General features: G+C 67.8%; 25 protein-coding genes. 11 read left to right on the forward strand and 14 right to left on the reverse strand.

Annotated features, from left to right (window positions below; genetic code table 11):
• Positions 1 to 33 precede the first annotated feature (33 nt).
• Both pyrC and POM99_RS04980 read left to right on the forward strand, forming a co-directional pair.
• Positions 34 to 1071, forward strand: a complete 1038-nt coding sequence (gene pyrC / locus POM99_RS04975) for a dihydroorotase (RefSeq protein ID WP_277275756.1) — start codon at positions 34 to 36, stop codon at positions 1069 to 1071.
• A gap of 125 nt (positions 1072 to 1196) precedes the next feature.
• A complete protein-coding gene (locus POM99_RS04980; protein ID WP_277275757.1) occupies positions 1197 to 2318 on the forward strand; it encodes an acyltransferase family protein in 1122 nt (373 codons plus the stop codon).
• Here POM99_RS04980 and rarD read toward each other — a convergent pair.
• The gene (gene rarD, locus POM99_RS04985) at positions 2281 to 3177 is read right to left on the reverse strand and encodes an EamA family transporter RarD (RefSeq protein ID WP_277275758.1); all 897 of its coding nucleotides are present in this window, start codon (positions 3175 to 3177) and stop codon (positions 2281 to 2283) included. The genes POM99_RS04980 and rarD overlap by 38 nt on opposite strands.
• Before the next feature lie 169 nt (positions 3178 to 3346).
• Here rarD and POM99_RS04990 point away from each other — a divergent pair, with 169 nt between their 5' ends.
• On the forward strand, positions 3347 to 3781 hold the full coding sequence (locus tag POM99_RS04990) for a glycine zipper 2TM domain-containing protein (RefSeq protein WP_277275759.1): 435 nt from the start codon (positions 3347 to 3349) through the stop codon (positions 3779 to 3781).
• Between the two features lie 115 nt (positions 3782 to 3896).
• Positions 3897 to 4130 carry a hypothetical protein gene (locus POM99_RS04995; RefSeq protein ID WP_277275760.1) on the forward strand — a complete coding sequence of 78 codons (234 nt, stop codon included), beginning with the start codon at positions 3897 to 3899 and terminating at the stop codon, positions 4128 to 4130.
• Positions 4131 to 4133: 3 nt separating this feature from the next.
• On the opposite strand, the gene astD is transcribed toward POM99_RS04995, so the two are convergent.
• Together astD and POM99_RS05005 are read right to left on the reverse strand one after the other, a co-directional pair.
• Positions 4134 to 5549 carry a succinylglutamate-semialdehyde dehydrogenase gene (gene astD / locus POM99_RS05000; protein ID WP_277275761.1) on the reverse strand — a complete coding sequence of 472 codons (1416 nt, stop codon included), beginning with the start codon at positions 5547 to 5549 and terminating at the stop codon, positions 4134 to 4136.
• Between the two features lie 111 nt (positions 5550 to 5660).
• On the reverse strand, positions 5661 to 7055 hold the full coding sequence (locus tag POM99_RS05005) for a protein adenylyltransferase SelO family protein (protein ID WP_277275762.1): 1395 nt from the start codon (positions 7053 to 7055) through the stop codon (positions 5661 to 5663).
• A gap of 112 nt (positions 7056 to 7167) precedes the next feature.
• Here POM99_RS05005 and POM99_RS05010 point away from each other — a divergent pair, with 112 nt between their 5' ends.
• The 4 genes from POM99_RS05010 (at position 7168) to POM99_RS05025 (ending at position 11511) form a co-directional block, all read left to right on the forward strand.
• Positions 7168 to 8028, forward strand: a complete 861-nt coding sequence (locus POM99_RS05010; protein ID WP_277275763.1) for an alpha/beta fold hydrolase — start codon at positions 7168 to 7170, stop codon at positions 8026 to 8028.
• Positions 8029 to 8040: 12 nt separating this feature from the next.
• The gene (locus tag POM99_RS05015) at positions 8041 to 9168 is read left to right on the forward strand and encodes a glycosyltransferase family 4 protein (protein WP_277275764.1); all 1128 of its coding nucleotides are present in this window, start codon (positions 8041 to 8043) and stop codon (positions 9166 to 9168) included.
• A gap of 202 nt (positions 9169 to 9370) precedes the next feature.
• Positions 9371 to 10129, forward strand: a complete 759-nt coding sequence (locus POM99_RS05020; protein WP_277275765.1) for a tetratricopeptide repeat protein — start codon at positions 9371 to 9373, stop codon at positions 10127 to 10129.
• Between the two features lie 32 nt (positions 10130 to 10161).
• Positions 10162 to 11511, forward strand: a complete 1350-nt coding sequence (locus POM99_RS05025) for an outer membrane protein assembly factor BamB family protein (RefSeq protein WP_277275766.1) — start codon at positions 10162 to 10164, stop codon at positions 11509 to 11511.
• Positions 11512 to 11669: 158 nt separating this feature from the next.
• Here POM99_RS05025 and POM99_RS05030 read toward each other — a convergent pair whose 3' ends face one another.
• Positions 11670 to 12026 carry a c-type cytochrome gene (locus tag POM99_RS05030; RefSeq protein ID WP_277275767.1) on the reverse strand — a complete coding sequence of 119 codons (357 nt, stop codon included), beginning with the start codon at positions 12024 to 12026 and terminating at the stop codon, positions 11670 to 11672.
• Between the two features lie 80 nt (positions 12027 to 12106).
• Here POM99_RS05030 and POM99_RS05035 point away from each other — a divergent pair, with 80 nt between their 5' ends.
• On the forward strand, positions 12107 to 13471 hold the full coding sequence (locus POM99_RS05035; protein WP_277275768.1) for a methyltransferase family protein: 1365 nt from the start codon (positions 12107 to 12109) through the stop codon (positions 13469 to 13471).
• A gap of 133 nt (positions 13472 to 13604) precedes the next feature.
• Here POM99_RS05035 and POM99_RS05040 read toward each other — a convergent pair whose 3' ends face one another.
• The 5 genes from POM99_RS05040 to POM99_RS05060 form a co-directional block, all read right to left on the reverse strand.
• A complete protein-coding gene (locus POM99_RS05040; RefSeq protein ID WP_277275769.1) occupies positions 13605 to 13904 on the reverse strand; it encodes a putative quinol monooxygenase in 300 nt (99 codons plus the stop codon).
• Between the two features lie 29 nt (positions 13905 to 13933).
• On the reverse strand, positions 13934 to 15307 hold the full coding sequence (locus tag POM99_RS05045; protein ID WP_277275770.1) for a glutamate--cysteine ligase: 1374 nt from the start codon (positions 15305 to 15307) through the stop codon (positions 13934 to 13936).
• Between the two features lie 76 nt (positions 15308 to 15383).
• Entirely contained in the window at positions 15384 to 16145 is a 762-nt protein-coding gene (locus POM99_RS05050) for a 16S rRNA (uracil(1498)-N(3))-methyltransferase (RefSeq protein ID WP_277275771.1), read from the reverse strand.
• Positions 16146 to 16186: 41 nt separating this feature from the next.
• Positions 16187 to 16966, reverse strand: a complete 780-nt coding sequence (locus tag POM99_RS05055; protein ID WP_277275772.1) for a hypothetical protein — start codon at positions 16964 to 16966, stop codon at positions 16187 to 16189.
• Position 16967: 1 nt separating this feature from the next.
• On the reverse strand, positions 16968 to 17858 hold the full coding sequence (locus tag POM99_RS05060; RefSeq protein WP_277275773.1) for a hypothetical protein: 891 nt from the start codon (positions 17856 to 17858) through the stop codon (positions 16968 to 16970).
• A gap of 40 nt (positions 17859 to 17898) precedes the next feature.
• Here POM99_RS05060 and ubiA point away from each other — a divergent pair, with 40 nt between their 5' ends.
• Positions 17899 to 18813, forward strand: coding sequence for a 4-hydroxybenzoate octaprenyltransferase (gene ubiA, locus POM99_RS05065; RefSeq protein WP_277275774.1), 915 nt, complete (start codon positions 17899 to 17901; stop codon positions 18811 to 18813).
• 6 nt (positions 18814 to 18819) lie between these two features.
• Here ubiA and POM99_RS05070 read toward each other — a convergent pair whose 3' ends face one another.
• Entirely contained in the window at positions 18820 to 19194 is a 375-nt protein-coding gene (locus tag POM99_RS05070) for a VOC family protein (RefSeq protein WP_277275775.1), read from the reverse strand.
• A 105-nt stretch (positions 19195 to 19299) separates the two neighbouring features.
• Between POM99_RS05070 and soxR the strand changes: the two genes are divergently transcribed.
• Positions 19300 to 19746 carry a redox-sensitive transcriptional activator SoxR gene (soxR, locus tag POM99_RS05075; protein ID WP_277275776.1) on the forward strand — a complete coding sequence of 149 codons (447 nt, stop codon included), beginning with the start codon at positions 19300 to 19302 and terminating at the stop codon, positions 19744 to 19746.
• Here the strand turns inward: soxR and smc are convergent.
• From smc to POM99_RS05095, 4 genes are all read right to left on the reverse strand, one after another.
• A complete protein-coding gene (gene smc / locus POM99_RS05080) occupies positions 19743 to 23180 on the reverse strand; it encodes a chromosome segregation protein SMC (RefSeq protein ID WP_277275777.1) in 3438 nt (1145 codons plus the stop codon). The two genes, soxR and smc, sit on opposite strands and share 4 nt — an antisense overlap.
• A 41-nt stretch (positions 23181 to 23221) precedes the next feature.
• The gene (locus POM99_RS05085) at positions 23222 to 23977 is read right to left on the reverse strand and encodes a thioredoxin domain-containing protein (protein ID WP_277275778.1); all 756 of its coding nucleotides are present in this window, start codon (positions 23975 to 23977) and stop codon (positions 23222 to 23224) included.
• A gap of 82 nt (positions 23978 to 24059) precedes the next feature.
• A complete protein-coding gene (locus POM99_RS05090) occupies positions 24060 to 24779 on the reverse strand; it encodes a DsbA family protein (RefSeq protein WP_277275779.1) in 720 nt (239 codons plus the stop codon).
• Positions 24776 to 25342 (reverse strand): DUF721 domain-containing protein, encoded by a 567-nt coding sequence (locus POM99_RS05095; protein ID WP_277275991.1) that lies wholly within the window; start codon positions 25340 to 25342, stop codon positions 24776 to 24778. Before POM99_RS05095 ends, POM99_RS05090 begins: the two co-directional genes overlap by 4 nt.
• Positions 25343 to 25368: the final 26 nt, after the last annotated feature.

Consider the following 25368-nt stretch of genomic DNA (forward strand, 5'->3'; position numbering starts at 1 on the left):
CAGATAGGCACCATGGCGACTAAGGGGAAGGGCATGACGACGACTCTCACGATCCGCCGCCCCGACGACTGGCACGTTCACCTGCGCGATGGCGCCATGCTGAAGGGCGTTGCGCCCTACACCGCGCGCCAGTTCGCCCGCGCGATCGTGATGCCCAACCTCTCGCCGCCGATGACCGACACGGCCGGCGTCGCCGCCTATCGGGATCGCATCCTCGCCGCCCTGCCGGAAGGCAGCGATTTCACCCCGTTGATGACGCTCTATCTCACCGACCATACCGACCCTGACGAGGTCGCGCGCGGCCACGGCGAAGGCGTGTTCGTCGCGGCCAAGCTCTATCCGGCGCATGCCACCACCGGCAGCGCCCACGGCGTGACCGACATCGCCAACATCATGCCCGTGCTCGAACGGATGGAGCGGATCGGCATGCCGCTGCTGATCCATGGTGAAGTGACCGATGCCCACGTCGATATCTTTGATCGCGAGGCGGTGTTCATCGAACGCACGCTGACCCCGCTGGTAAAGGCGCTGCCGGGCCTGCGGATCGTGTTCGAACACATCACGACCGAGGATGCGGCCCAGTTCGTGGGTGAGGCGGGCGAGAACATCGCCGCCACGATCACGCCGCAGCACCTGCACATCAACCGCAACGCCATGCTGGTGGGTGGCATCCGCCCCCACGCCTATTGCCTGCCCGTGGCCAAGCGCGAAAAGCACCGGCTGGCGCTGCGCAAGGCGGCAACGTCGGGCAGCCCCAAGTTCTTCCTCGGCACGGACACGGCCCCTCATGCCCAGCACCTGAAGGAGGCGGCCTGTGGCTGCGCCGGCATCTTCAACGCGCCCTATGCGCTGGAAAGCTATGTCACCGTGTTCGACGATGAAGGCGCGCTCGATCGGTTCGAGGCCTTCGCCTCGCTCAATGGCCCTGCGTTCTATCGGCTGCCGGTGAACGAAGGCACGGTCTCGCTGGAAAAGGCACCCGTGCTGGTCCCGGATTCGGTCGATGCCAACGGCACCACCGTGGTCCCCTTTCACGCCGGAGAAACGCTGCGCTGGCGCCTGCGAGGTTGATTGCTAACCAAGGTTGTGAACCTGGATAGCCTTGGGTCTGTTTCGTCCTGACCTTCGATAAATAGGATTCGGTCAGGCAAACCGCCACTCTCGCGCCTCTCATCGATGGCGCCAAGGGGCGGGGTTTGCAGCGGGGCACGGGCATTCGCGAAGACGGTTACGTCTGGATGGACGCGCTGCGCCTCGTGGCCGCGCTCCAGGTCGTGCTGTATCACGTGGTCCACTGCGGGCTTCGCGAAGGCGGTCTTGCCGTCTCCAGTCCGATCCTGCGCGCCGTCCTGTTTCACCTAACCGCCTATGGCGAACAGGCGGTAATGGTCTTCTTCGTGCTTTCCGGCTTCTGGATTGCGTCTACGGTAGACCGGCTCAAGCACAGCGATCGCTTCTGGCCCCAATACCTGGCCCGCCGCCTGTCGCGCCTGCTGGCGGTGCTGGTGCCGGCGCTGCTGATCGGTGGCGCGTTCGATCTGATCGGTGCGCAAGTTCTCCATGCGCCGGTCTATGCCAGCGCCAGCGCGGCCGCATGGGGCGCATGGCCGCAGATGGGGGAGACGCTCAAGCCCACGGTTCTCGTCGCCAACCTGCTGTTCCTGCAGGATATCGTCGCTCCGCCGCTCGGCTCGAATGCCGCGCTCTGGAGCCTGTCCTGCGAATTCTGGTACTACCTCGCCTGGCCCGCGCTGGTCCTGCTCGCGCATCGCAGGCCCGGCCTTGCGCTCGGTGCGGTTCTCCTGCTCGCCGCGCAACCTGCTCTGCTGGAAACATTTCCGGTCTGGCTCATCGGCGTGGCGCTGTTCCATGGCGAGCGTCGCCTGTCCTCATCCTGGACGCCACCCCGCTGGCTGCTGCCCTTGGCACTGATAGCGCTGGCCGGTGCGCTGGCGCTTGCCCGCTTCGCTCCGGTCGATCCGCTGGCGGGCCAAGGGCTGCTCGGTCTCGCCACAGCGCTCCTGCTTTTCGCCCTGCTGCGCGCCGCGCCGCGCCCCGGCATGCTTGCCCGCCGGCTTGCCGCCATGGGCTCGGCAGGCTCCTATTCGCTTTACCTTGCGCACATGCCGTTGGCGGTGCTGCTCGGTGCGCTGGCATGGAGCCAGGGCGTTGCTGACTCACTCCTCCTTCGCCTCGGCATCGTGCCGGTGGTGCTGGCGTGGGGCTGGCTCATCGCCCGCCTGTTCGAATCGCGCACCCAGTTCCTGCGCCGGCTGGCGCTCAGCGTGGGGGCCGCCGGCGCAACATATCGCCGGTGAACAGCGCGATCGCCACCCAGATCAGCACGAAGCACACCAGCTTCACCGGGGCCAATGGTTCGTCAAACGCCAGCAGCCCCAGCACGAAGGCAATCGTCGGGCTCATGAACTGGACAAAGCCCAGCGTCGAAAGGTCCAGCCGCCGTGCCGCCACCGCAAACATCAGCAACGGCACCGCTGTCAGCACCCCGCTTCCCACCAGCAGCAGCGCGGTTCCGATCCCGTGCATCAGCGCAGATCCCGCGGGCGCGGCGCCATACCACGCAGCCACCGCGCCCGCTGCCGGCAGCAGCAGGATCGTCTCGGTTGCCAGTCCCGGCACCGCACCCACCGGCGTCAGCTTGCGCACCAGGCCATAGAGCGCGAAACTCACCGCCAGCGTCAACGCCAGCGCCAGCATCTCCACCGCGCCCCACAGCAGCAGGGCAATGCCGCATGCCGCTATCGCCACCGCCGCCCAGCGCGCGCGGTTCAGCCGCTCGCTCAGGAATACTGTGCCCAGCAGGATGTTGAGCAGCGGGTTGATGTAGTAGCCGAGGCTCGCCGCGAGCACGTGGCCCTGTTGCACCGCCGCCACATAGATGACCCAGTTGGCCGCAACCAGCACGGCGCTCAGCGCCAGCCTCGCCAGCGTGCGGGGCGACGTGAAGATCGCGCGCATCTCTGGCCATTGCCCGCGCATGGTCACGATGGCCAGGCACAATGGCAGCGTGAACAGCACGCGCCATGCCACCACTTCAAGCGGCGGCACATCGTGCAGCAGCTTGAAGTACAGTGGCAGGAAGCCCCAGATCAGATAGGCACCCAGCGCAAAGGGCATGCCCCCGCGCTGCGCTTCGCCTTGGTTGGTGCCAGACATGTGACGTTCCTTGGCAGGGTGGCGGCGGCTGCGTAACCCCCCAATGCCAACCTTTTCACCGCGATGCGCCATCGCCTCGTCGCATTCCGCAAATCTGACAGCGGCGTTGCATCGGGTTCAGATTCCGCAGGTTAGCGTGTTTCCAAGATACGAGAACAGGAGACCTGCGATGAACCCGTTCAAGACCGCCGCCCTTTCGCTCGCTGCCGCCGGCACCCTCGCCGGGGCGGCAACGCCCGCTCTCGCGCTGTCGGCCCTGCATCCCGCCCCGGCAAGCGCCACGGTTGCCCATGATGCCGATGATGGCTGGAACCATGGCCGCGATCATTGGCGCGATCGCCGCTATCGTGGCGATTACGGCCGCCGCTATTATGCCGACGACTATCGTCGTGATTACTACCGCGGTCCGTCATGGCGCGGTCGCGACGGTCGGTATTACTGCAAGCGGTCTGATGGCACCACCGGCCTGCTCATCGGCGGCGCCGCCGGCGCGCTGATCGGCCACGGCATTGCCGGCGATCGCACGCTTGGCGCCATCCTCGGCGGTGCAGGCGGCGCGCTGCTGGGTCGCGAGATCGAGCGCAGCGGTTCGCGCTGCCGCTAAGTCACCCAGCCCTACGGCTCGTACCAAGGGCATCGGCAGGGGCGCCGTGGCATCGGGCCGCAGCGCCCCTTCGCTTACCCCGCCTTAACCACGCCGGGCGCATGGGCGTTGCTCGATGTCGCGCGCCCGCCACCTTGCCCTGCTGCTCGTCCTTCCGCTCTGCGCCTGCGGATCGGAAACGCAGCGCGCCGTCGTCACCAACGATGATCCGGTCATGGCAGAAGCGCTGGAAGGCCAATTGATGGTCGATCCGGACCTGTCTCAGCAGAACATGCGCAATTATGCCGTCGTGCCATCCGGCCCGGCCGATCACGCGCTGCCCGTGCCCGACAGCGTGCCCGGCAAGTAACCCTCAGGTGTCGCGCAGGCCCACGCCGATGCTGGCGCGCGGCTGCTCCATCTCGGTCGAGGCGACCGGATAGGCGCAGTAATCCGCCGCGTAATAGGCGCTGGGGCGATGGTTGCCGGAAAGGCCCACGCCGCCAAACGGCGCGGCGCTCGATGCGCCATTGGTCGGGCGGTTCCAGTTGACCACCCCTGCGCGGATGTTGGCCCAGAACCGGTTGTATTCCTGGGGGCTGCCGCCCACCAGCGAGGCAGAAAGGCCAAAACGCGTGTTGTTCGCCTCGGCAATCGCCTCGTCGAACTCGCCTACCTTCACCACCTGCAGCAGCGGGCCGAACAGCTCCACGTCGGGCCGCTCCTTCATCGCGGTCACGTCGATGATCGCGGGCGAAAGGAAGGGCAGGTCCTCGCGCAGGCGGATCATGTGCTTGATCGGCCGCCCGCCGTTGGACAGCAGGTAGACGAAGCTCTCGGTCAGGCCATCCGCCGTGCGATTGTCGATCACCGGGCCCATGAACGGCGCCGGCTCGTCAAACGGCGCGCCCACGATGATCCGGTCGGCCAGCCGCTTCACCTCGTCCAGCAGCGCGTCATACATCGTGTCCTTCACGATCAGCCGCCGCCCGGCGGTGCAGCGCTGGCCCGCGCTGGTAAAGGCGGATTGCACCACCAGGATCGCCGCGTCGCTGATCTTGGGCGTGTCCCACACCACGATCGGGTTGTTACCGCCCATTTCCAGCGCCACGATCTTGCCGGGGTTCGGGGCCAGCTTGCGGTTGATGGCGATGCCGGCATGGGCCGATCCGGTGAACAGCACGCCGTCGATGCCGTCATGCGCCACCAGCGCCTGCCCCTCTTCCGGCCCGCCGATCAGCACCTGCACCACCGCGGCGGAAATGCCTGCGCGGTGGAAGCACTGCGCCAGCGCCTCGCCCACCGCGGGCGTCTTCTCGCTCGGCTTGAACACCACCACGTTGCCCGCGATCAGCGCGGGCACGATGTGGCCGTTGGGCAGGTGCGCGGGGAAGTTGTAGGGGCCCAGCACCGCCAGCACGCCGTGCGGCTTGTGCCGCAGCGCGGCCGTGCCCTGCAGCGCGTTGTCCAGCTTGCGCTGGCTGGTCCGCTCGGCATAGGCGCGGACCGAAATCTCCACCTTGTTGATCACCGATTCCACTTCGGTGCGCGCTTCCCACAGCGGTTTTCCGGTTTCGCGGGCGATCAGCTCGGCCAGCTTGTCGGAATCCTTGCGCACTTCGTTGGCAAAGCGGCGGACCAGTTCGATGCGGGTGGACAGCGGCTGCGCGGCCCAGGCCGGCCAGGCGCGGCGGGCGCGGCCGACAACATCGTCGACGTCGCCCACGCGTCCGCGCCACATCTCCACACCGGTTGCAGGCTCGAACGAAACGATTTCGCGGGCTGACACGATCCCTCAGTCCATTTCAATTGCGGGCGTTGCGCCAACGCCATCCTGTCGACAAGCCTGTTAACTGGTAACGAAAGAAACGCAATCAAGCCAGCAACAATGCTGCGCGGTTCAGGCCGCTTCCTCGGCGGCTGCGCGGTGCCCTGCCGCCACGGGCGCGGCCCCATGCGCCTCGCCCATCCGGCGCAGCGCCGCCACCTTGGCGTGGAACGCGCTCCAGTCGTCATCGTCGGCAATCGGGCTCCAGATCGCCTCCACTTCCTCGATCAGCATCGCCTGTGGTGCGGCGTCCAACCAATAGGGATGATCGGATGCGGTTGCGGCATAGGGCCTCAGCGCCTCAGTCAGCGGACCTTGGGCATTCGCACCGCCGCGATGGCGGAAGAAGAAGGCGTCGGGGCCGATGCCTTCGTCCACCATCGCCTGCTCGCACAGCGCGATCATCGCCGAATCCTCTTCCACCCCGCGCGGGCTCACGCCCAGCCGCCAGCACCAGCGCCGCGCCATCGCCTCGCGATAGAGGTCGGGAAAGCGGTTCAGCGCCTCGATCAGCGGCGGCGCTTCTTCCAGCAGGCGCAGCGCCACGGCCAGCTGGCCGCAGTTCCAGTGCAGCGCCTCGGGCTGGCGGCCAAAGGCATAAAGGCCGGAATGGTCGAAGTAGGCTGCGGTAAAGCCGCCATCCCAGCGCGGCAGCCAGCGCCACGGGCCGTAATCGAAGCTTTCGCCCGTGATGTTCATGTTGTCGGTGTTCAGCACGCCGTGGACAAAGCCCGCCACCATCCAGCTCGCGGCCAGGTCGGCCAGCCGCTCCACCACCTGGTGCATCAGCCGCGCTGCCGGGCTCGCGCCTTCCGGGCCCGCCGCTCCGGGATAGTTGGCCAGGCAATAGGCCACCAGCTGCGCCATCTCGTCCGGCTTGTCGAGCGCCAGCAGCCGCTGGAACGTGCCGATGCGGATATGCCCGTGGCTCAGCCGCACCAGCACCGCCGCGCGCGTCGGGCTGGGCTCGTCGTCGCGCCACAGCCGCTCGCCGGTTTCCACCACGCTGAAGGTGCGGCTGGTGTTCACGCCCAGCGCCTCCAGCATTTCGGTGGCCAGCACCTCGCGCACCGCGCCTTTCAGCGTCAGCCGCCCGTCGCCGCGCCGGCTCCACGGTGTCTGGCCCGATCCCTTGGTGCCCAGGTCCATCAGCCGGTCGCGCCCGTCCAGCATCTGGGAATAAAGGAACCCGCGCCCGTCACCCAGTTCGGGGTTGTACACGCGGAACTGGTGGCCATGATATCGCAGTGCCAGCGGCTGTGGCAGGTTGCCCTCCAGCGGGCGGAACCGCCCCATATGCTTCACCCAGTCCGCGTCGTTCAGCCCGTCCAGCCCCACCTGCGCGGCGGCGCGGTCGTTGCGAAAGCGCAGGATCGTTTCGGGGAAGTCGGATGGCGAAACCGGATCGCCCAGCCACTCGGCAAGCGAAAGGATGCGCGGGGCGGGGCGGTAGGTGGTGCTGTCCATCCTGCCGTTGTGGTGCCCCTGCGATTGGTTCGCAAGGCGAGCGCCCTTGCGAATCACCGCTTTTCGCCCCACCGCATCGCCTGTTGCGACCAATCACGGGATTTCACGGGTCATGGCGGATTACGAACTGCGCAGCTGGACCAGCCGCGACGGGTTGCGCCTGTGCTATCGCGATTATGTCGGCCCGGATGATCGCCCGCCGCTGCTGTGCCTTCACGGCCTCACCCGCAATGCCCGCGATTTCGCCGGGCTGGCCGATCGGTTGGGCGGAAAATGGCGGTTGATCGTGCCGGAAATGCGCGGGCGCGGGGACAGCGACTATGCGCGCGATCCGATGACCTACAATCCTGCCCAGTATGCCGATGATCTTGAAGTGCTGCTGGCGGACCTGGCGTTCGATCGCTTCGTCACGATCGGCACCTCGATGGGCGGCCTGCTTTCGATGATGCTGGCTGCCGCCAATCCCGCGCGCATTGCCGGGGCTCTGCTCAACGATATCGGTCCGGTGATTGATCCGGTCGGCCTGGCGCGCATCCGGGATTACGTGGGGCAGGGGCGCAGCTTCGAAACCTGGATGCACGCCGCCCGCGCGCTGCAGGAAAGCCAGCGTGATGCCTATCCTGACTACGGGATTTCCGATTGGCTGGCCATGGCCAAGCGGCTGATGGTGCTGGGCAGCGGCGGGCGCATCGCTTTCGATTATGACATGAAGATCGGCGTCCCGTTCGAACAGCCCGCCGGCGCCGCGCCCGAAGTTGACCTGTGGCCGCTGTTCGATGCGCTGGCGCAGGCGCCCATGCTCATCGTGCGGGGAGAACGCTCGGACATCCTCTCCGCAGAAACGGCGGGCCAGATGGCGGCGCGCGCCTCCGGGGCCGAACTCCTCGTCCTGCCGCGCACCGGCCATGCGCCCACGCTGGATGAACCTGATTGCGTCGCGGCGATCGATCGCCTGCTGTCGCGGGTGGGCTGAACCTTCGCCTCCATGCGTATCCTGCACCTTCATTCCACGTTCAACGCCGGGGGCAAGGAGCGGCGCTGCGCAGCGCTGATCAACCGCTTCGGGCCGGGCGTGTCGCACACCATCGTATCGGCCATGCCCGATGCGCTGGGCGCACGCACGCTGATCGATCCGGCCGTTCCGGTGGAATTTCCCGCCGATTTCCCGTCGCTTGCTGGCCCGCTGCGGGTGCGGCGGCTGCGCGCACTGGCGCGGGCGATGCAGGGTTTTGATCTCGTCCTGACCTACAACTGGGGGGCGATGGATGCGGCCATGGCCCATGCCGTGTTCGCCCCGATCCTGCGCCTGCCGCCGCTGGTCCACCACGAAGACGGCTTCCATGTTGATGAGGCGCAGCGCCGCAATCCGCGCCGCAACTGGTATCGCCGCATCGCGCTGGCGCGCGCTTCGGCGCTGGTGGTCTGCTCGGCTGCGCTGGAACAGGTGGCGCTTACCGATTGGGCGCAGCCGCGCGGCCGCATCCGCCGCATCCCCAACGGCATCCGCACGGCCGATTATGGCCGCAAGGTGCGGCCCGACGCGCTGCCCCGCATCGTCAAGCGCAAGGGCGAACGCTGGCTCGGCACGCTGGCCAACCTGCGCCAGGTGAAGAACCTGCCCCGCCTTGTCCGCGCCTTTGCCGCCATGCCGCCCGAATGGCAGCTGGTGATCCTGGGGGAAGGGCCGGAACGCCAGACCATCCTGGCCGAAGCGATGAAGCACCGGCTCGAAGACCGCGTCCACCTGCCCGGTCACGTCCCTGATCCCGCCGCGGCCATCGGCCTGTTCGATCTCTTCGCCCTCTCGTCAGACAGCGAACAGGCCCCGCTCTCGGTGATCGAGGCGATGGCGGCAGGTCTTGCAGTCGCCAGCCCGGCGGTGGGGGACGTGGCGGAAATGGTCGCGGCAGAGAACGCGCCCTATGTCGTTCCGGCCGGAGACGAGGCCGCGCTGGGCCAAGCGCTCGCCACGCTCGGCATGGACGAACCGCTGCGGCGCGTGGTGGGGGAGGCCAATCGCAAACGGGCGCAGCGCGAGTTTGACGAGGCGGCGATGGCGGAGCGCTATGGGGCGGTCTATGCCGCCGCGATGGGGCGTGTCAGCTTCCCCTGAACCGGCCTTGACCGGGTCTCAGTCGATCTCAACCCCGCGTCAGTCGTTTTCAACCCCCTCTCAAATCACGCCGATCGGCTTCAGCCAGCGTTCAGCGGGGGAAATCCACCTTTCAGCCGCTTGTCATTCCGGTTGAAAAGGCGTTCCCATCCGCTAAACACCCCCAAACCTCCGTTAACCGCCTTTTTCTGAAAGCCCTCCCTTGGCGCTCTTTTCCCCCACCCCCTCCAATTCGGCCGCCAGCAAGGCCGCAGAGCGCGACGCGGCGCAGCAGCATGTGCTGATGCGCGAGATCGACGACGCCCTGCGCGAGGACGAGGCGCGCGCCATGTTCTCCCGCTATGCCAGGCCGGTGGGCGCGCTGGTGGTTGCCGGGCTGGTCGCGCTGGCCGGATATCTGTGGTATGACAACCACTTGCAGGAAAAGAACGGTGAGACGGGCGAAGCCATGACGCTGGCGCTCGATCAGGTTGAAGGCGGCAACCTGCCCAAGGGCAATGCCGATCTGGCCGCGTTGCTGAAGGACGCCGGCCCCGGCTATGCCGGCGCCGCCCGCATGATGCAGGCCGGCATTGCCGAGGAACAGGGCAAGGGCGCCGACGCTGCCCGCATGTTCAACGAAGTGGCCGCCGATACCAAGGCGCCGCAGGCCTACCGCGATCTCGCCACCATCCGCGCCACCGCCGCGCAGTTTGACAGCCTGCCGCCGCAGCAGGTGATCGACCGGCTGAAGGGCCTGGCAGTACCCGGAAATGCGTGGTTCGGCAGCGCCGGCGAACTGGTGGGCATGGCCTACGTGAAGCAGGGCCGCGCCGATCTGGCAGGCCCGCTGTTCGCCGCCATCGCCAAGGACAAGTCCACCCCGGAATCGCTGCGCCGCCGCATCCGCCAGGTGGCGGGCCAGCTGGGCGTTGACGCGGTGGAAGATCCCGAAACGGCCGCCAAGGTGGGCGAGCAATAACCATTTCACGTGCAGAGGACGCCGTAAGCCTGATGAACAACGCCAAGTCCAACACCCGTCGCATCCGCCAGGCGGGCGTCGCCGGGGTCATGATCCTCGCCTTGGCGCTGGGCGGCTGCGGCATCGGCAAGAGCAAGACCAAGTCCACCCCCACGGTGGGCCAGCGCGTGCCGATCCTTTCACGGATCGAGGCGGGCACCAAGGTGGACACCGCGATTTCCGGCATCGACGTGGTCCTGCCCCCGGCCGAGGCCAACCCCGATTGGGCGCAGGCCGGCGGCACGGCGTCAAAGTCCTATGGCCACCTCGCCATCGGCGATGCGCCGCAGCGCCTGTGGACCGCCAACATCGCCGGTTCGTCGAAGAAGCAGCGCCTGGCCGCCGCGCCGGTGGTGGGCGATGGGCACCTGTTCGTGATGGACACCGAAGGCGAAGTCCACGCCTATGACGCCAACACCGGGAAGCAGGTCTGGTCCGCCGGTTTCCGCCTGCCCGACAGTGGCAGCTCGGTTTTCGGCGGCGGCGTCGCCTATGACGATGGCGTGGTCTATGTGACCACCGGGCTTGGCGAAGTGGCCGCGATCAACGCCAAGGACGGCACCAGCAAGTGGCGGGTGAAGCCGGCCGGTCCCGATCGTGGCGCGCCGACCATCGGCTTTGGCCAGGTCTTCGTGATGACGCAGGACAACCAGATCGTGGCGCTGAACAGCGACGATGGCAGCCTGCTGTGGAACGAATCCGCATCGGTGGCGCAGACCGGCGTGTTCGGCGTGGCTGCGCCTGCCGCCGGGCAGGGCACGATCGTGGCGGGCTACAGCTCGGGCGAACTGGTCGCCTATCGCTATGAAAACGGGCGCCAGCTGTGGTCCGATGCGCTGGCGCGTACCTCCATCGCCACCTCGGTTTCCACGCTGACCGACATCGACGCGGACCCGATCATCGAACGTGGCCGCGTCTATGCGCTGGGCCAGGGCGGGCGCATGGCCGCCTATGAACTGGTGACCGGGCAGCGCATCTGGGAACTGAACCTGGCCGGTATTTCGACTCCGGCGGTGGCGGGTGAATGGATCTTCACCCTGACCGACGAAGCGAAGCTGCTGTGCATTTCCAAGAACAACGGCAAGGTGCGCTGGATGCAGCAACTGCCGCGCTGGGAAAACGTGAGGAAGAAGAAGAACCCGATCTTCTGGACCGGCCCGGTGCTGGCGGGCAACCGCCTGTGGGTGGCCAATTCCAAGGGCCAGATCCAGACCGCGTCGGTAACCGACGGCACGGTGACCACGTTCGCCAAAGTGGGCGCACCGGTCTCGCTGGCGCCGGTGGTGGCCAACCAGACGCTCTATGTGCTGGACGACAGCGGCCGGATCACCGCGTTCCGTTGATCGGCCGGTTGCGCGGGCATCCTTCGACAGGCTCAGGATGAGCGGGTTTAGTTTGGGTCGGATTTGCGGAAGTCAGCTCCTCCCCAATTCCAATTCCTGACCGTTCGTGGTGAGCTTGTCGAACCACAGCAGCGCAACGCCCGGCTAAGGCGCGGCCCCTACTTCCCCGGAAGCCCCGCCACATAGGCTGAAAGATCGGCGATGTCCTGATCCTGCATCGTCGTTGCCACCGCCTGCATCTGCGCGGCGTTTGCGCCGGTGGCGGTGCCGGTGCGATAGGCATTCAGGCGTTCGGCAAGATAAGCCGCGGTGCGGCCCGCCAGCGCAGGCGCCACGTCGCTGCCGCGCAGGCCTTCGCCATGGCAGCCGGCGCAGGCATAGCCGCCATATTCGCCCCAGTCCTGCGCCAGCTGCGCGCCGCGCGCGGCGTCACCAGCGGGTGCTGCGGCCAGGGCCACGGCAGGCACGGCGAGAACGGTCAGGGCAAGGCTGCGGCTGCGCAATGGGTGGGGCATCCCTGCAATGTGCCGCAAACCTGCCCCGTGCGGTAGCCCTTTCACCATTTGCTCACCCCTTCGCGCTATCGCGACAGACCATGAGCACCGATCCGTCCGCCGCGGCCCCGCGCCAGCGCCCTGAAAGCGATGTGTCCGCTGCGGTGGGCCTTTCCGGCCTGGCCGGCCTGCTGGTGTGGCTGCTGGTCTGTCGCAACTGGCCGGCGATTTCCGATGCGCTGGCACTGCCGGGGCCGCACGAGCGGCTGAACGGCGCCAATGCCGCGCTGGCCGCGCTGCTCTTTTCCGGCACGCCGATGGTGCTGTGGTCGCTGTTGGTGGACAAGGTGCATCGCCGCCCCTCCACCGGGATCGATTGGGACAATCCGCGCCCCCTGCGCAACGTGATGGACGTTTCGATCACCAAGATTGCCGGCCTGTGGGCCACGTGGTCGATCATCGGCTTCGTCTATTGCCTGGGCCGCTGGTACTGGCGCGGCGGATACCTGTTCGCGATGGATATCCTGACGACCATCGCCCCGCTGATGTTCCTGGGCGCCATTCCCTATGTGCTGTGGCTGGATCGCGTGCTGGTGAACCCGCGCGATGGCGCCTGGCATTTCGGCGCGCTGCTGATCGGGCGCGAGCCTTACGACATCGAGCAGGTGTGGCACCACCTGCGCGCCTGGGCGGTGAAGGGCTTTTTCTGCGCCTTCATGATCATGATCCTGCCCGGCGGTTTCCTGGCCATGGTCAACATGGATTGGAGCCAGGTGCCGTTTCATCCGGTGGCGATCGGCGATGCGACGATCCAGTTCATGTTCATGGTCGACGTGCAGATCGCCATGGTCGGCTACCTGCTGACGATGAAGCCGCTGGATGCGCAAATCCGCACCGCCAATCCCTTTCTGGGCGGGTGGGTCTCGGCGCTGATCTGCTATCCCCCGTTCATTCTGATGGGCGATGGCGCGGTGCTGGATTATCACCAGAACACCGCCGAATGGAACGTGTGGCTGCAGGATTACACGCCGCTGCTGTGGGTCTGGGCGGTGCTGCTGGTGGTGCTGACCGGCATCTATGCCTGGGCCACGGTGGCGTTCGGCCTGCGCTTTTCCAACCTTACCTATCGCGGCGTGCTGACCAACGGGCCCTATGCCTATACCCGGCACCCGGCCTATCTTTCCAAGAACACCTACTGGTGGCTGGCGACCATGCCGTTCCTGGCGACGAGCGGATCACTGGTGGACGTGGTGCGCAACACGGTGACGCTGGGGCTGGTGAGCGCGGTCTATTACTGGCGCGCGCGCACCGAGGAAAAGCACCTGCTGGGCGAGGATGCGAAGTACCGCGCCTATCACGCGTGGATGAACGAACATGGCCTGATCACATCGCGCCTGTACCGGCTGGGCCGGTTGGTGACGGCGCGGCATCGGCGCAGCGCGGCGGCCTTGCAGCCCGCGGAGTGAAAGGGGCGGGCGTCGCCCGGTGGTGGTTCGACAGGCTCACCACGAGCGGTTTGAGGGTGACGGCCCAATCTAACTATCCGCTTTACCCAACGCCGCTCACCCTGAGCCTGTCGAAGGGTGCTGGCGCAACCGATCAGACCGGGGTGCCGTCGTCGGTTTCGAATATCTTGATATCGCGGTCGAACATGCCGAGGCCGGCGCGTTCCTGCGCCCAGACGGCCATGTGCTCGGTCTTGAAATGGGCGTCGAGCGCGGCGCGGTCGCGCCACTTTTCGGTAATGCGGAACAGGTCGGGCTCGATCAGGTCTCGCGAATAGGCATAGAGGATGCAGCCATCCTCTGCACGGGTGGCGGCGACGACCTTTTCCATCATCGGCAGGATCGGTTCGACGTTTTCCAGCGGCACGCGCACGCTGCCGATCACCATGATCATCGCCTTGTTCCCTTCCAGTGCGGGCAGGATCAGAAGCTTTTGGCTTCGTAGATCTTCGAAAGATCGCCGCCCCATTCGCCGTGATAAAGGTCAAGCAGCCGCTCGGCCGGTGTCTTGCCCTGCGCCACGATCTCGTCAAGCGGCAGGAGATAGCCGGTTTCGTTGTCGCCCGCCGCGTTCAGCCGGGCGCGGGCGGACAGGCCGCCGCGTGCGATGGCCAGCGCCTGGCCCGCGATGTCGCGCAGCGTGCCGCCGCCGGGGATCGGCGCATCAAGGCCAAGCCGGGGCACTTCGGCGCGCAGCCGTTCGCGCCCGTCCATGTCCCAGTCCTTGACCAGGTCCCACGCCGCATCAAGCGCGCCCTGATCATAAAGCAGGCCGACCCACAGCGCCGGCAGCGCGCAGATGCGGCTCCACGGGCCGCCATCGGCGCCACGCATTTCCAGGAAGGACTTCAGCCGCACTTCGGGGAAGGCGGTGGACAGGTGGTCGATCCAGTCGGATTCGCGCGGCAGTTCGCCGGGCAGGGCGGGCAGTTCGCCCTTCAGGAAATCGCGGAACGACTGGCCGGAGGCATCGATGTATTTCCCGTCACGGAAGACGAAGTACATCGGCACGTCGAGCATGTAGTCGACATAGCGTTCATAGCCGAAGCCCTCTTCGAACACGAAGCCGAGCATGCCGGTGCGCGCCGGATCGGTATCGGTCCAGATGTGGCTGCGATAGGAGAGGAAGCCGTTGGGCTTGCCTTCCAGGAAAGGCGAATTGGCGAAGAGCGCGGTGGCGAGCGGCTGCAGCGCAAGGCTCACGCGGAATTTCTGCGCCATGTCCGCCTCGCTCGAATAATCGAGGTTGGTCTGGATGGTGCAGGTGCGCAGCATCATGTCCAGCCCCATCGAGCCGACGCGCGGCATGTGGCGCAGCATGATGTCATAGCGGCCCTTGGGCATGATCGGCAGCTCGGCCCGGGTCTTGTCGGGCCACAGGCCAAGGCCGAGATAGCCGAGACCCAGCCTGTCGCCGATGGTCTTCACCTGGGCGAGGTGACGCCCGGTTTCCTGGCAGGTCTCGTGCAGGTTTTCCAGCGGGGCGCCTGAAAGCTCCAGCTGGCCTGCCGGTTCAAGGCTGACCGCGCCGTCGGGGCCGGACATGGCGATCACGTTTTCGCCTTCCATCACCGGCTCCCAGCCATATTCGGTCAGGGCCATCAGCAGGTCACGGATGCCGCCGGGCTCACCATAGGACGGCGCGCGGTGGTCGGCAGTGCGATAGACGAACTTCTCGTGCTCGGTGCCGATGCGCCAGCGCTCGCGCGGCTTCTCGCCCTTCTGCATGGGCGTGATGAGCTGGTCCCGGCTCTCGATCACCGGTTCGTTGCTGTCTGAAACCTGTCGCGTGCTCATGCGCGTGCCGTTAATGGGTGGAGAGCGTTAACGCCAGCGTGAAATCTGAAACGCAGCAATCCAGAAAACGGACGGATCACGCCTTCCAGTCGCCGGAAAGGCCCATCCACAGCGCCGTTGCGGCGATGGCGGCGGTCTCTCCGCGCAGGATCCGCGGGCCAAGCGCAATCGGCACGGCGGCGGGATGGGCGCGGATTGCGGTGCGCTCGGCATCGTCGAAGCCGCCTTCGGGGCCGATCAGCAGGCCGGCAGGGCCGGGATGCGCGGCAAAGGCGGCGGCGGCCGGCTGCCCGCCGTTCTCGTCGGCGAAGAACAGCGTGCGCCCATCTGGCCAGTCGCGCAGCAGCGCGTCCAGCTTTACCGGATCGGCCAGCACGGGCAGGGCGGTGCGGGCGCATTGCTCCGCCGCCTCGGTCACGATGGTGCGGGCGCGGTCGGGGTTCAGCCTGTCGGCCACGCAGCGGCGGGTGATCACGGGCTGGATCGCGGCGACGCCCAGTTCGGTCGCCTTTTCCAGCACCAGGTCAAAGCGGTCCTTCTTCAGCAGCGCCGGGCACAGCCGGAAATCGGGCACCGCCTCGCGCGGGCGGAGCAGGCGTTCGACGGACAGCGCCACGTCCCGCTTGCCCGCGTGCGCCACGCTGGCGAGCCATTCGCCGGTTGCGTCATCGCACAGGATCACCGCATCGCCGGGCGCGGCCCGCATCACCTTGCCCAGGTAATGCGCCTGCTGGCCCTCAAGCGCGACGGACGCGCCTTCGGCCAGCGGGCCGGGCACGAACAGGCGCGGCGCGGACTTCGGCGGCCAGGCCGGCGTGGCGGGATTGTGCGTGGTCATCCTCGCGGATTAGCGTGCGGGGGCGGGCTGCGCCAGCAGGCTCAAAGGCCCAGCTGGTCCAGCGTCAGCTGCACGCCTAGCACCTTGCGCCAGTCGGCCAGCGGGTGGCCCTGCTTGCGGCACTGCGCGATCTGGATCTTCGCGGCGTCGGCGAGATAGGCGTCCACGGCAGCGGGCGAGGGGGCATAGCCGATGTCGCGGATCGCCGCCGCCACCTGCGCCGCAGAACCCGCCATGGAAAACCGCGCGCGGCGGTTGGCCTCGATATCCGACAGCAGCGCCTGCCGCGTGGCCGGATCGAGCGGCATGGGATACCGCAGCTTCGAAAGCGGAGGCGAACCGCGCAGCATCGTTTCGTTGATCTCCATCTGACGATAGATGATGGCGAGGCGGCGCTGCTCGCGCACAGGCATGTGAACCGTGGTGCCGTCGGCTTTGAGCGATTCCCAGACCGGGCCGGACAGCAGGCGGATCGTGCCGTTGAAGACATTGCCGCCATCGCCGATGAAGGCGGTCCGCGGGCTCAAGGCCTCGGTCGGGGCGGGATCGAGCGTTGCGCCGCTCCTGAGCACGCGATCGGCCAGGACATCGAATTCGGCGGACTTGCAGGGCGCGAGCACCACCTGGAAGATCGCGGACTTGAATGCACCGTCGAGCTCGACCTTCAGCCGCTCCTCGCCCTCATGCACCTTGTGCCGCCAGTGCAGTTCTTCGACGATCTGTTCGAACCCCAGCGCGATCAGCACGCCGACGACAATCACGAAGATCTCGTTGAGGAACTCCTTCCAGCCATGGAGCGGCTTGGGTGGGTGTACGTGCATGTCAGGGCCTCCGCGGTGAAGGGGCGGCGGGCAGGGCGGCGACCCGCTGGCGCCAGTCATCCAGCGGCAGGCCTCCGGCCTTGCAATAGTCCACAGTCTGCGCGGTGCCCGTGTGCAGCCGGCGCAGGCGGTCATTGATTTCCGCATCCGACGGGGCGAATTCGAGCCGGCGAATGCGCGCCAGCATCTGCAGGGCGATCAGGCTGCCGGCGCGCGTGCGGACCTGCTGCGCCCAGATGTCCCGCAGGAGGTCGGCGCGCAGCTCCGGGGACAGCGCGACTGGGTAGGCGGCCAGCCGCAGACGGCTCCAGCCTTCCAGCGATGCAATGTTGAAGCGCTGAATGGAATCGAGCTGCTGGTAGGTGATGTTGAGGTTGTTCTGCTGATCGTTGGTCAGGTGGTTGGCGGTTCCGTCCTGCTGCAGGGTTTGCCAAGTCTGCGCGGACCAGACCCGCATTGGCATCCGCACCACGGTTTCCGGCAATCCGGGCGACCGGACGAGCGGCACGGGATCAATGTGCCCGCCGGCAGCCAGCGTCTTCGCCTCGATCCGGCCCAACTGCGCCTCCACGCAGGGCGCGGTCTCGACATATTCGGCGAGATTGGCGGAAAGGGTGAGCAGCTCGACTTTCAGCCGCTCCTCCCCGTCATGCACCTTGTGCCGCCAGTGCAGTTCCTCCACCACCTGCTCGAACCCCAGCGCGATCAGGACGCCGACCACGATCACGAAGATCTCGTTCGCGAATTCCTTCCAGCCGTGCAGCGGCTTTGGCGGATGTACGTGCATCGGTGTCGTTCCCCCCGGTACGACGGCTGAGCCATGCACGATATCGCCGGGTTCCCGCTCGGCAAGCGGTTGCGCCACCCTTTTTGCGTCCGTTTTGTCGAGCATCCGTCTTGCTCGTGCCGCCAATCCGGAGCAGGGAACGCCGATGGACCCTGCCGCGCAGATCGTACCCGACAGCGAACATCGCGGGCTGGTGGCGCGGTTGCCGGCCACGATGCGCAACTATGCGCTGCTGGCGCGGTTCGACCGGCCGATCGGCTGGTGGCTGCTGTTCTGGCCCTGCGCCTGGGGCCTGTTCCTGGGTGGCGGCGCGGCGCGGTGGGACGTGCTGCTGTGGATGCTGCTGGGCGCGATCGCCATGCGCGGGGCGGGCTGCGTCTATAACGATATCGTCGATGCCGATCTCGATGCCCGCGTGGCGCGCACCGCGGCGCGGCCGGTGGCGAGCGGCGCGGTTTCCAGGAAGCAGGCATGGGCCTGGCTGCTCTCGCTCTGCGCGGTGGGGCTGGTGGTCCTGCTGCAGCTGCGCTGGCAGGCGCAGGTGGTGGCGCTGGGCAGCCTGGCGCTGGTGGCGGCCTATCCCTTCATGAAGCGCATCACCGGCTGGCCGCAGGCGTGGCTGGGCCTGGTCTTCACCTGGGGCGCGCCCGTCGGCTGGATCGAGGCGCGCGGGTTCGAAGGCCTTGGCCCCCTGGCGCTGCTCTATGCCGGGTGCTGGGGCTGGTGCATGGCCTATGACACGATCTACGCGCTGCAGGACCGCGAGGACGATGCGCTGGTCGGCATCGGATCGTCCGCGCTTTCGTTCGGCAAGCATGTGAAGGCGGGCGTGGGCGGGCTCTATGCGCTGGCGCTGGCCTGCTGGGCAGGGGCGCTGTGGCTGGTGCGGCCCGATCCGCTGGCGCTGCTGGCGCTGGCGCCGATGGCGGCGCACCTCGGCTGGCAGGTGCTGACCCTGCGCGAAGACGGCGCGGACCCGCTCACCAAGTTCCGTTCCAACCGCTTCGCCGGGCTGCTGATGGCGCTGGCCTGCCTGACTGTGGGTCTGGCAGCGGGTTGAGTTCGCTCACCCATAGCTGACAAGTTCGAACTCGATCCCGTCGTGATCGTAGAAATAGAACCTGCGCCCCGGCGCATAGTCTGCGTGGCTGAACGGTTCGTAGCCATGGGCGATCACCACCTGCTCGGCGGCGTCCAGATCGTCCACCACGATGCCCACGTGTTGCAGCGGGTTGCCCTTGGGAAAGGGGCCGGGCACGCCTTCCTTGGGCGTGTAGAGCGCGATGTAATCAAATTCCGCGCCGAGGTGGATGGTCCAGCCATCGTCGATGGCGGGGCCGCGCCAGCGTTCTGTCCATCCTGTCAGCTTAGCCAGGAAGGCGGCGGTCCGGTCCGGATCGCTGACCCGGATGTTCACGTGTTCAAGCCGTGCGACGGGCATCTACTTGAGTCCTTTCCCTTATCTGGCGCGAATCGCCGCACCGGTTTATGCAACCTCAAGCGAACTTGAGGTCAAGTGCCCAAGGGGATTGGCGAGGGGAACCTGATGAACCGCAACGATCTGATCCCCATCGGCACGCTGGCGCGGCGCACTGGCCTCGCCGTTTCGGCCATCCGTTACTACGAGGAGCGCGGGCTGGTGCAATCCGTCCGCACGGGCGGAAACCAGCGCCGGTTCCTGCGCGCCGACATCCGCCGGTTGAGCTTCGTGCTGATCGCCCAGAAGCTGGGGCTTGGCCTCAACGAGATCGAGCGTGAGCTGGCGGCGCTGCCGCAGGGGCGCACGCCCACGGTGATGGACTGGCAGCGCATCAGCCGCTCGCTGCGCAAGGAGATCGACAGCCGGATCCAGCTGCTCACCCGCACGCGCAACAAGCTGGACGAATGCATCGGCTGCGGCTGCCTCAGCCTTGAACGCTGCGCGCTCACCAACAAGGAAGACCGGGCGGGCGCCGCAGGCCCGGGGCCGCGCTATGTGCTCGATCAGGTCTAGGCGGTTGCCAGCAGGTCCACCGCACCACCAAGGTCCACGCTGACGAGGCGGGAGACGCCCTGTTCCACCATGGTCACGCCGAACAGGCGGTGCATCCGGCTCATCGTCACGGCGTTGTGCGTCACGATCAGGTAGCGGGTCCTGGTTTCGCCCACCATGGCGTCCAGCATGTCGCAGAAGCGTTCGACGTTGGCATCGTCGAGCGGGGCGTCCACTTCGTCGAGCACGCAGATCGGCGCGGGGTTGGTGAGGAACAGCGCGAAGATCAGCGCCACCGCGGTCAGCGCCTGCTCCCCGCCCGACAGCAGAGTGAGCGACTGCAGCCGCTTGCCCGGCGGCTGGGCGAAGATTTCGAGGCCGGCCTCCAGCGGATCATCGCTGTCCACCAGCGCCAGGTGCGCTTCGCCGCCGCCGAACAGGCGGGTGAACAGGCGGCGGAAATGGCCGTCCACCGCTTCGAACGCGGCGCGCAGCCGTTCGCGCCCCTCGCGGTTGAGGTTGCCGATCGAACCGCGCAGGCGATGCACCGCCTCGGTCAGCTCGGCCTGCTCGGCCACGCTGGTGCCATGGCGCGCCTCGGCCTCGGCCAGCTCTTCCGCCGCGACAAGGTTGACCGGCCCGATCCGTTCGCGCTCGGCCACCAGCCGGTCATGCTCGGCGCTTTCCGCGCCTGCCGCACCCACTTCGGCCGAGGCGAAGGCGAAGCGTTCGGGCAGCAGAGGCGGCGGGCACTGGAAGCGTTCGCCGGAAATGCCCGCCATTTCCTGCCGCCGCTGGTCCTCGGCCTCTGCCCGGGCGGCCGATCCGGCGCGGCTTTCGCGTGCGCTGGCGAGGCTCTCGTTCGCGGCGGCGAGCGCGGCATCGGCCCGGCGCGCCGCATCCTCTCCTGCGGCCAGCGCGGCTTCGGCGCTGGCCAGTTCCTGCAGCAGGCGGTTGCGGATCGCCTCGCCGCTCTCGATCTCGCGCATCAGCCCGGCGGGCTTGGCGGCAATCACCTCGCGGTCCTGCGCCAGTTCTTCGGCGCGGCTCGCCATATCGGCCAGCCGCCGTGCGGCATCCCCGGCGCGGCCCTGCCAGTTGCGGATGTCAGCCTTCAGCGCGGCCTGCCGCTCCCGTCCCACGGCCACGGCCTGTTCCAGCGCGGCGAGCGCCGCGGTCGCTGATTGCAGCGTTGCGCGCGCAGCCTCGTGCCGGGCGCGCGCTGCGTCCACCTCGGCACGGCCCAGCGCCGGATCGGGCAGGGCCGCGCGCCGCGCCTCGGCGGCCTGAACTTCGGCACCGGCGGCGCTGCGCTGATCGGCAAGGTCCGCCAGCACGCGGTCGAGTTCCGCCTTGCGCGCGGCCATGCGCGCCTGTGCCGCCTCGGCAGCATCGAGCGCGCGCAGCGCGGCGCGTTCGGCATCGGCGGCGCTGGTCAGCGTGCGTTCCACGATCGCCAGTTCCGCCTGCACCGTGTTCAGCCCGCTGCGCGCCGCTTCATGCGCCCGATCGGCGTCGGTCACCGCCTCCCGCAGCGCGGGCAGGCGTGCCTGAAGCTCCTCCAGCCGGTTTTCCGCTTCCAGCGCCGCCGCTTCCGCCGCGCCTTCGCCGCGCGCCACGAAGCCGTCCCAGCGCCGCAAGTGTCCGGCACGGGTCACCAGCCATTCGCCGGTCTTCAGCGGCTGACCTTCGTCGGCATCGGCCACCCGCACCAGCGCAAGGCGCGCTGCCAGTTCGGGCGGGCAGGCGGGCACGTGATGCAGCAGCGCATCGGGCAGCGCCTCGGCCTTTTCGGCCCCGGTCCAGAACCGCCCGTCCGCACCCTGTGGCGCAGGGCCAACCGGCGCGGCGGCATCGCGCCCCAGCACTGCGGCCAGCGCGCGTTCGTATCCCGGCGCGGCGCGGCTGCCAGAGATGGCGCTCCTGCCACGCCCCTTGGCGGCGGCGGCCTTTTCTCGCGCCGCCTTGTCGCGCGCCAGCGCCTCGGCCTCGCGCTCGATCCCGGCAAGGTCCGCGCGGGCGGCGGCGAGTGCATTGGCGGCGGCATCGCGCGCGGTGACCAGCTCCTCGCGCTGCGTGTTCAGCGCCGTTCGGCGCGCCTGCGCTTCGGCCAGTTCGGCGGCGGCGGCATCCCGCCTTGCGCCGGCCTCGACAATCTGCAGGGCCGGGTCGGGCTCGCGCGCCAGCGCCTCGGCCTGCCCGGCCAATCGCGCCGCATCGCTCTCCACGCGCACCAGCCGAGCCCTGGCCGCGCTCACCGCCGCTTCGGCCACGCGCCATTCGGCGTCGATCCCGGCCTGGTCCGCCACCTTCTGCGCCAGCGCCAGTTCGGCCACGCGGCCGGCCCGCTCGGCATCCTCCAGCGCAGCCGCAGCCTGCGGGCGCCGCGCTTCGTCGCCGGCAAGCGCGGCTTCGGCGGTGGCGGCGTCGGCCTCAAGCCGGGCGAGCGCAGTCGCGGCGTCTGCGGTCAGGCGGTCGGCCTGCGTGCGGTCATCCTCGATGCGGCGCAACTGGCGGTCGATGTCGGCCAGCCGCTGTTCCGCCGCTTCCAGTTGCGCTGTCAGCGCGGCCATGCGCTGGCCATGCGCGCCGGAATCCTGCCGCCGGTCGAACAGGTCCTCGCGCGCCAGCGCCAGCGCCGCGCCTGCCAGGTGCTGCGCGCCCTGCGCCTTTTGCGCCGCGCCCTGCGCCGCCAGCACCGCCGCCTCGGCTGCAGCGGCCTCCTTGCGCGCGGCATCGGCAGCGGCGGCGGCATCGCGCCAGCGTGCAAAGACCAGCCGCGCCTCGGCCACGCGGATCTTCTCGCTCACCGCCTTGTATCGCTCGGCGGCGCGGGCCTGCCGCCGCAGCGTGGCGATCTGGCTTTCCAGCCCCGCCATCATGTCTTCCAGCCGGGCAAGGTTGGCTTCGGTGGCGCGCAGCTTCTGTTCGGCGTCGCGCCGCCGCACGTGCAGGCCCGCGATGCCCGCCGCTTCTTCCAGCATCATGCGCCGTTCGGCGGGCTTGGCCGCGATCACGGCCGCGATGCGGCCCTGGCTCACCAGTGCGGGGCTGTGCGCGCCAGTGGCGGCATCGGCAAAGACCAGCGCCACGTCCTTGGCGCGCACGTCCTTGCCATTCACGCGATAGGCGCTGCCTGCACCGCGTTCGATCCGGCGGACGACTTCAAGCTCGCCACCGTGCGGCCCGCCGGGGTCGGTCTCGGCGGTCAGCATCACTTCGGCAAAATCGCGCGCGGGGCGGTTGGCCGTGCCGGCAAAGATCACGTCTTCCATGCCGCCGCCGCGCATGGACTTGGGGCTGCTTTCGCCCATCACCCACCGGATCGCCTCCAGCAGGTTTGATTTGCCGCAGCCATTGGGGCCAACCACGCCGGTCAGGCCGGGTTCGATGCGCAGTTCGGCAGGCTCGACAAAGCTCTTGAAGCCCGCAAGCTTCAGGCGCTTGAACTGCATCGGCGCCGGCCCCCCCACAGGCCGTTCCTACGCTGCAAGCATCAACGCGCGCCCGCGTTCTGCAGGATCGGCTCCAGCCCTTCCCAAGAAGCGACGTTGTCGATCTTGGTGCCGTTCATGATGAAGGTCGGCGTGCCTTCGATGTTGTACTGGTCCACGCTCTTCTGCACCTGGTCGGCCAGTTGCTGCGCGGTGCCGGTGTTGGCCAGGCACTGCGCTGCCTTGTCCTTGGCGATGCCGCGCGCGGCGAAGAAGTCGATCAGCCCGCCACGTTCGCCCAGCACCGGAAACAGCTTGTCCGCCGGGACCGATGCCATCGCCGGGTCCTGCGCCAGCGGCTGCAGCTTGTCGAACAGCTCCTTCTGGTTGGCGAATACCTGCTCGGTCAGCGCGAAGAAGCTTTCCGGCTCGCCACAATGGGTCAGCATGACCAGCGCGGTGTCGAACTTGTCACGCACGAAGTTGCGGAATTCGATCGAGACGCGGCCCGATGCGACATATTCGTCGCGCAGCTTGGGAAAGCCCTTTTCGCTGAACTCGGCGCAGTGCGGGCAGGTAAGCGAGCCATATTCGATCAGCTTGATCGGCGCATCGGGGTTGCCCATGCGGTATCCGCCTTCGGGCGTCGTGCTGATCACGTCGGCCCATTCCTTGCCGGCGGGCGGGGCCACCTTGGCCAGCGCCGTGGCGGTGGTCTGCGTGGCCAATGGGTCGCCGTCCTTCTTGTCGCAGGCGGCAAGGCCCAGCGACAGCGCGGCGATCGAAACGGTGAACAGCGTATTGCGGACAAGCGTCATGGGATTCGGGCTTTCCGTTGGTTGTGGCAATTGGCTAGCCGATCCTGCGCCCGGATTGAAGCGCATGAAGCGGCACTTATCCTCAGCGCAGGCGCGCTTCCACCTGCGGCTTCAGCGCGTCCCAGTCATATGTTCCCGCCAGCGGCACGCCGTTCAGCACGAACGAAGGCGTGCCCTGCACGTTGTCGTTCTCCACCGCGTCCTGCGTCTGCTTGGCCAGCTGGTCGCCCAGTGCGCGGTTGGACAGGCAGCGGTCCACTTCGGCGCGGCCATATCCGCGCTTTTCCATGATGTCGTACAGCTTCAGGTCGCTCGCCACCGCGCGCATCCGGGCGCCGAAGTCCGGGTTGTTCCAGCGCGCCTTCTGCGCCTCGGTCAGGCTCTGCACCGGCGCCATCCACTGCTGCTGAGAAGACAGGAACGCCGCGTGGTTGCCATAGAACTTCGTCGGCGGCCCGCATTCGGCCAGCAGCGAGACGGTGACGTCGAGCATGTTGCGTAGGAAGGGGCGCACTTCCAGCGATCCCTTGCCCGGCCCGATCATGCCGATACGCAGCTGTGCGTCGCTTTCCTGTTCGAAGTGCGCGCAGTGCGGGCAGGTATAGCTGATATAGGCGACCAGCTTCACCGGCGCATCGGGATTGCCGAGCAGGTAGCCGCCCTTGGGCGTCTTCGTCACCGTGGCGTTCCAGTTCCTCGCCGCTGGCGCCAGCGTCGCCTTGGGCTTGGTCGCGGCTGAAAGCATGCCGACCCCCGCCAGCGCCGCCATCAGCAGTGCGATCGTCTTGAAAAGCTTGGTCATGTTCTGCCCTGTTTGCTCTCGCTTGCTTCCCCCAGGCTGCGCGCCAGCGATTCCAGCACCGCGCGCAGTTCCGGATCGCCGATGTCGCGCAGGGAATCGCCCAGCTCCATCGGAATGGGTTTGAGCGAAGGCGGCGCGGCGGTCCGGGCGTCTTCCTTGGGTTTCGGCGCCTGAACCGCGCCTTGACGCATCTTCACCCGCGCCACCGCGCGATATCCGAAAAAGCGGTTCACCCGCTCGATGATCTCGGGGATCACGTGCTGGATGATCGGGGCGTGCGCCGGGCTCACCACCAGCTGAAGGATGCCCTCGCTTTTCTCGCCGGGGGCAAAGCGGATCGATTCGGGGGCGCAGTGCCGCGCATGCGCCGCGCCCACGATCTCGGGCCAGCGCGTCACCACGCTCGATTGCACGAAGCCGAAGCGGCGGAACGCGGTGCGGCCGATCGCGGGCATCAGGTCGGCAATCTGCCGCGCCTCGCCCCCGCGCTGCCGCTCAAAGGGTTTTGCGCCCTTCTCGCCTGCGCGGTTGCCTGCCGGCCTGTCCTTGCGGTCGCGTTCCATATCGCGTACGCCCATGCCATAGCGGC

This window comes from Novosphingobium cyanobacteriorum, assembly GCF_029436685.1.
Classification (GTDB): Bacteria; Pseudomonadota; Alphaproteobacteria; order Sphingomonadales; family Sphingomonadaceae; genus Novosphingobium; species Novosphingobium cyanobacteriorum.

What these genes read in the sequence shown, in the direction of transcription:
- POM99_RS05055 (WP_277275772.1), bottom strand. Translation starts at nt 16,966, where the DNA reads ATGCACGTACACCCACCCAAGCCGCTCCATGGCTGGAAGGAGTTCCTC.
- POM99_RS05025 (WP_277275766.1), top strand. Translation starts at nt 10,162, where the DNA reads ATGAACAACGCCAAGTCCAACACCCGTCGCATCCGCCAGGCGGGCGTC.
- POM99_RS05005 (WP_277275762.1), bottom strand. Translation starts at nt 7,055, where the DNA reads ATGGACAGCACCACCTACCGCCCCGCCCCGCGCATCCTTTCGCTTGCC.
- smc (WP_277275777.1), bottom strand. Translation starts at nt 23,180, where the DNA reads ATGCAGTTCAAGCGCCTGAAGCTTGCGGGCTTCAAGAGCTTTGTCGAG.
- ubiA (WP_277275774.1), top strand. Translation starts at nt 17,899, where the DNA reads ATGGACCCTGCCGCGCAGATCGTACCCGACAGCGAACATCGCGGGCTG.
- pyrC (WP_277275756.1), top strand. Translation starts at nt 34, where the DNA reads ATGACGACGACTCTCACGATCCGCCGCCCCGACGACTGGCACGTTCAC.
- POM99_RS05040 (WP_277275769.1), bottom strand. Translation starts at nt 13,904, where the DNA reads ATGATCATGGTGATCGGCAGCGTGCGCGTGCCGCTGGAAAACGTCGAA.
- POM99_RS05060 (WP_277275773.1), bottom strand. Translation starts at nt 17,858, where the DNA reads ATGCTCGACAAAACGGACGCAAAAAGGGTGGCGCAACCGCTTGCCGAG.
- POM99_RS05095 (WP_277275991.1), bottom strand. Translation starts at nt 25,342, where the DNA reads ATGGAACGCGACCGCAAGGACAGGCCGGCAGGCAACCGCGCAGGCGAG.
- POM99_RS05010 (WP_277275763.1), top strand. Translation starts at nt 7,168, where the DNA reads ATGGCGGATTACGAACTGCGCAGCTGGACCAGCCGCGACGGGTTGCGC.
- POM99_RS05035 (WP_277275768.1), top strand. Translation starts at nt 12,107, where the DNA reads ATGAGCACCGATCCGTCCGCCGCGGCCCCGCGCCAGCGCCCTGAAAGC.
- rarD (WP_277275758.1), bottom strand. Translation starts at nt 3,177, where the DNA reads ATGTCTGGCACCAACCAAGGCGAAGCGCAGCGCGGGGGCATGCCCTTT.
- POM99_RS04990 (WP_277275759.1), top strand. Translation starts at nt 3,347, where the DNA reads ATGAACCCGTTCAAGACCGCCGCCCTTTCGCTCGCTGCCGCCGGCACC.
- POM99_RS05045 (WP_277275770.1), bottom strand. Translation starts at nt 15,307, where the DNA reads ATGAGCACGCGACAGGTTTCAGACAGCAACGAACCGGTGATCGAGAGC.
- POM99_RS05030 (WP_277275767.1), bottom strand. Translation starts at nt 12,026, where the DNA reads ATGCCCCACCCATTGCGCAGCCGCAGCCTTGCCCTGACCGTTCTCGCC.
- POM99_RS04995 (WP_277275760.1), top strand. Translation starts at nt 3,897, where the DNA reads ATGTCGCGCGCCCGCCACCTTGCCCTGCTGCTCGTCCTTCCGCTCTGC.
- POM99_RS05050 (WP_277275771.1), bottom strand. Translation starts at nt 16,145, where the DNA reads ATGACCACGCACAATCCCGCCACGCCGGCCTGGCCGCCGAAGTCCGCG.
- POM99_RS05015 (WP_277275764.1), top strand. Translation starts at nt 8,041, where the DNA reads ATGCGTATCCTGCACCTTCATTCCACGTTCAACGCCGGGGGCAAGGAG.
- POM99_RS05070 (WP_277275775.1), bottom strand. Translation starts at nt 19,194, where the DNA reads ATGCCCGTCGCACGGCTTGAACACGTGAACATCCGGGTCAGCGATCCG.
- POM99_RS05090 (WP_277275779.1), bottom strand. Translation starts at nt 24,779, where the DNA reads ATGACCAAGCTTTTCAAGACGATCGCACTGCTGATGGCGGCGCTGGCG.
- soxR (WP_277275776.1), top strand. Translation starts at nt 19,300, where the DNA reads ATGAACCGCAACGATCTGATCCCCATCGGCACGCTGGCGCGGCGCACT.
- POM99_RS05085 (WP_277275778.1), bottom strand. Translation starts at nt 23,977, where the DNA reads ATGACGCTTGTCCGCAATACGCTGTTCACCGTTTCGATCGCCGCGCTG.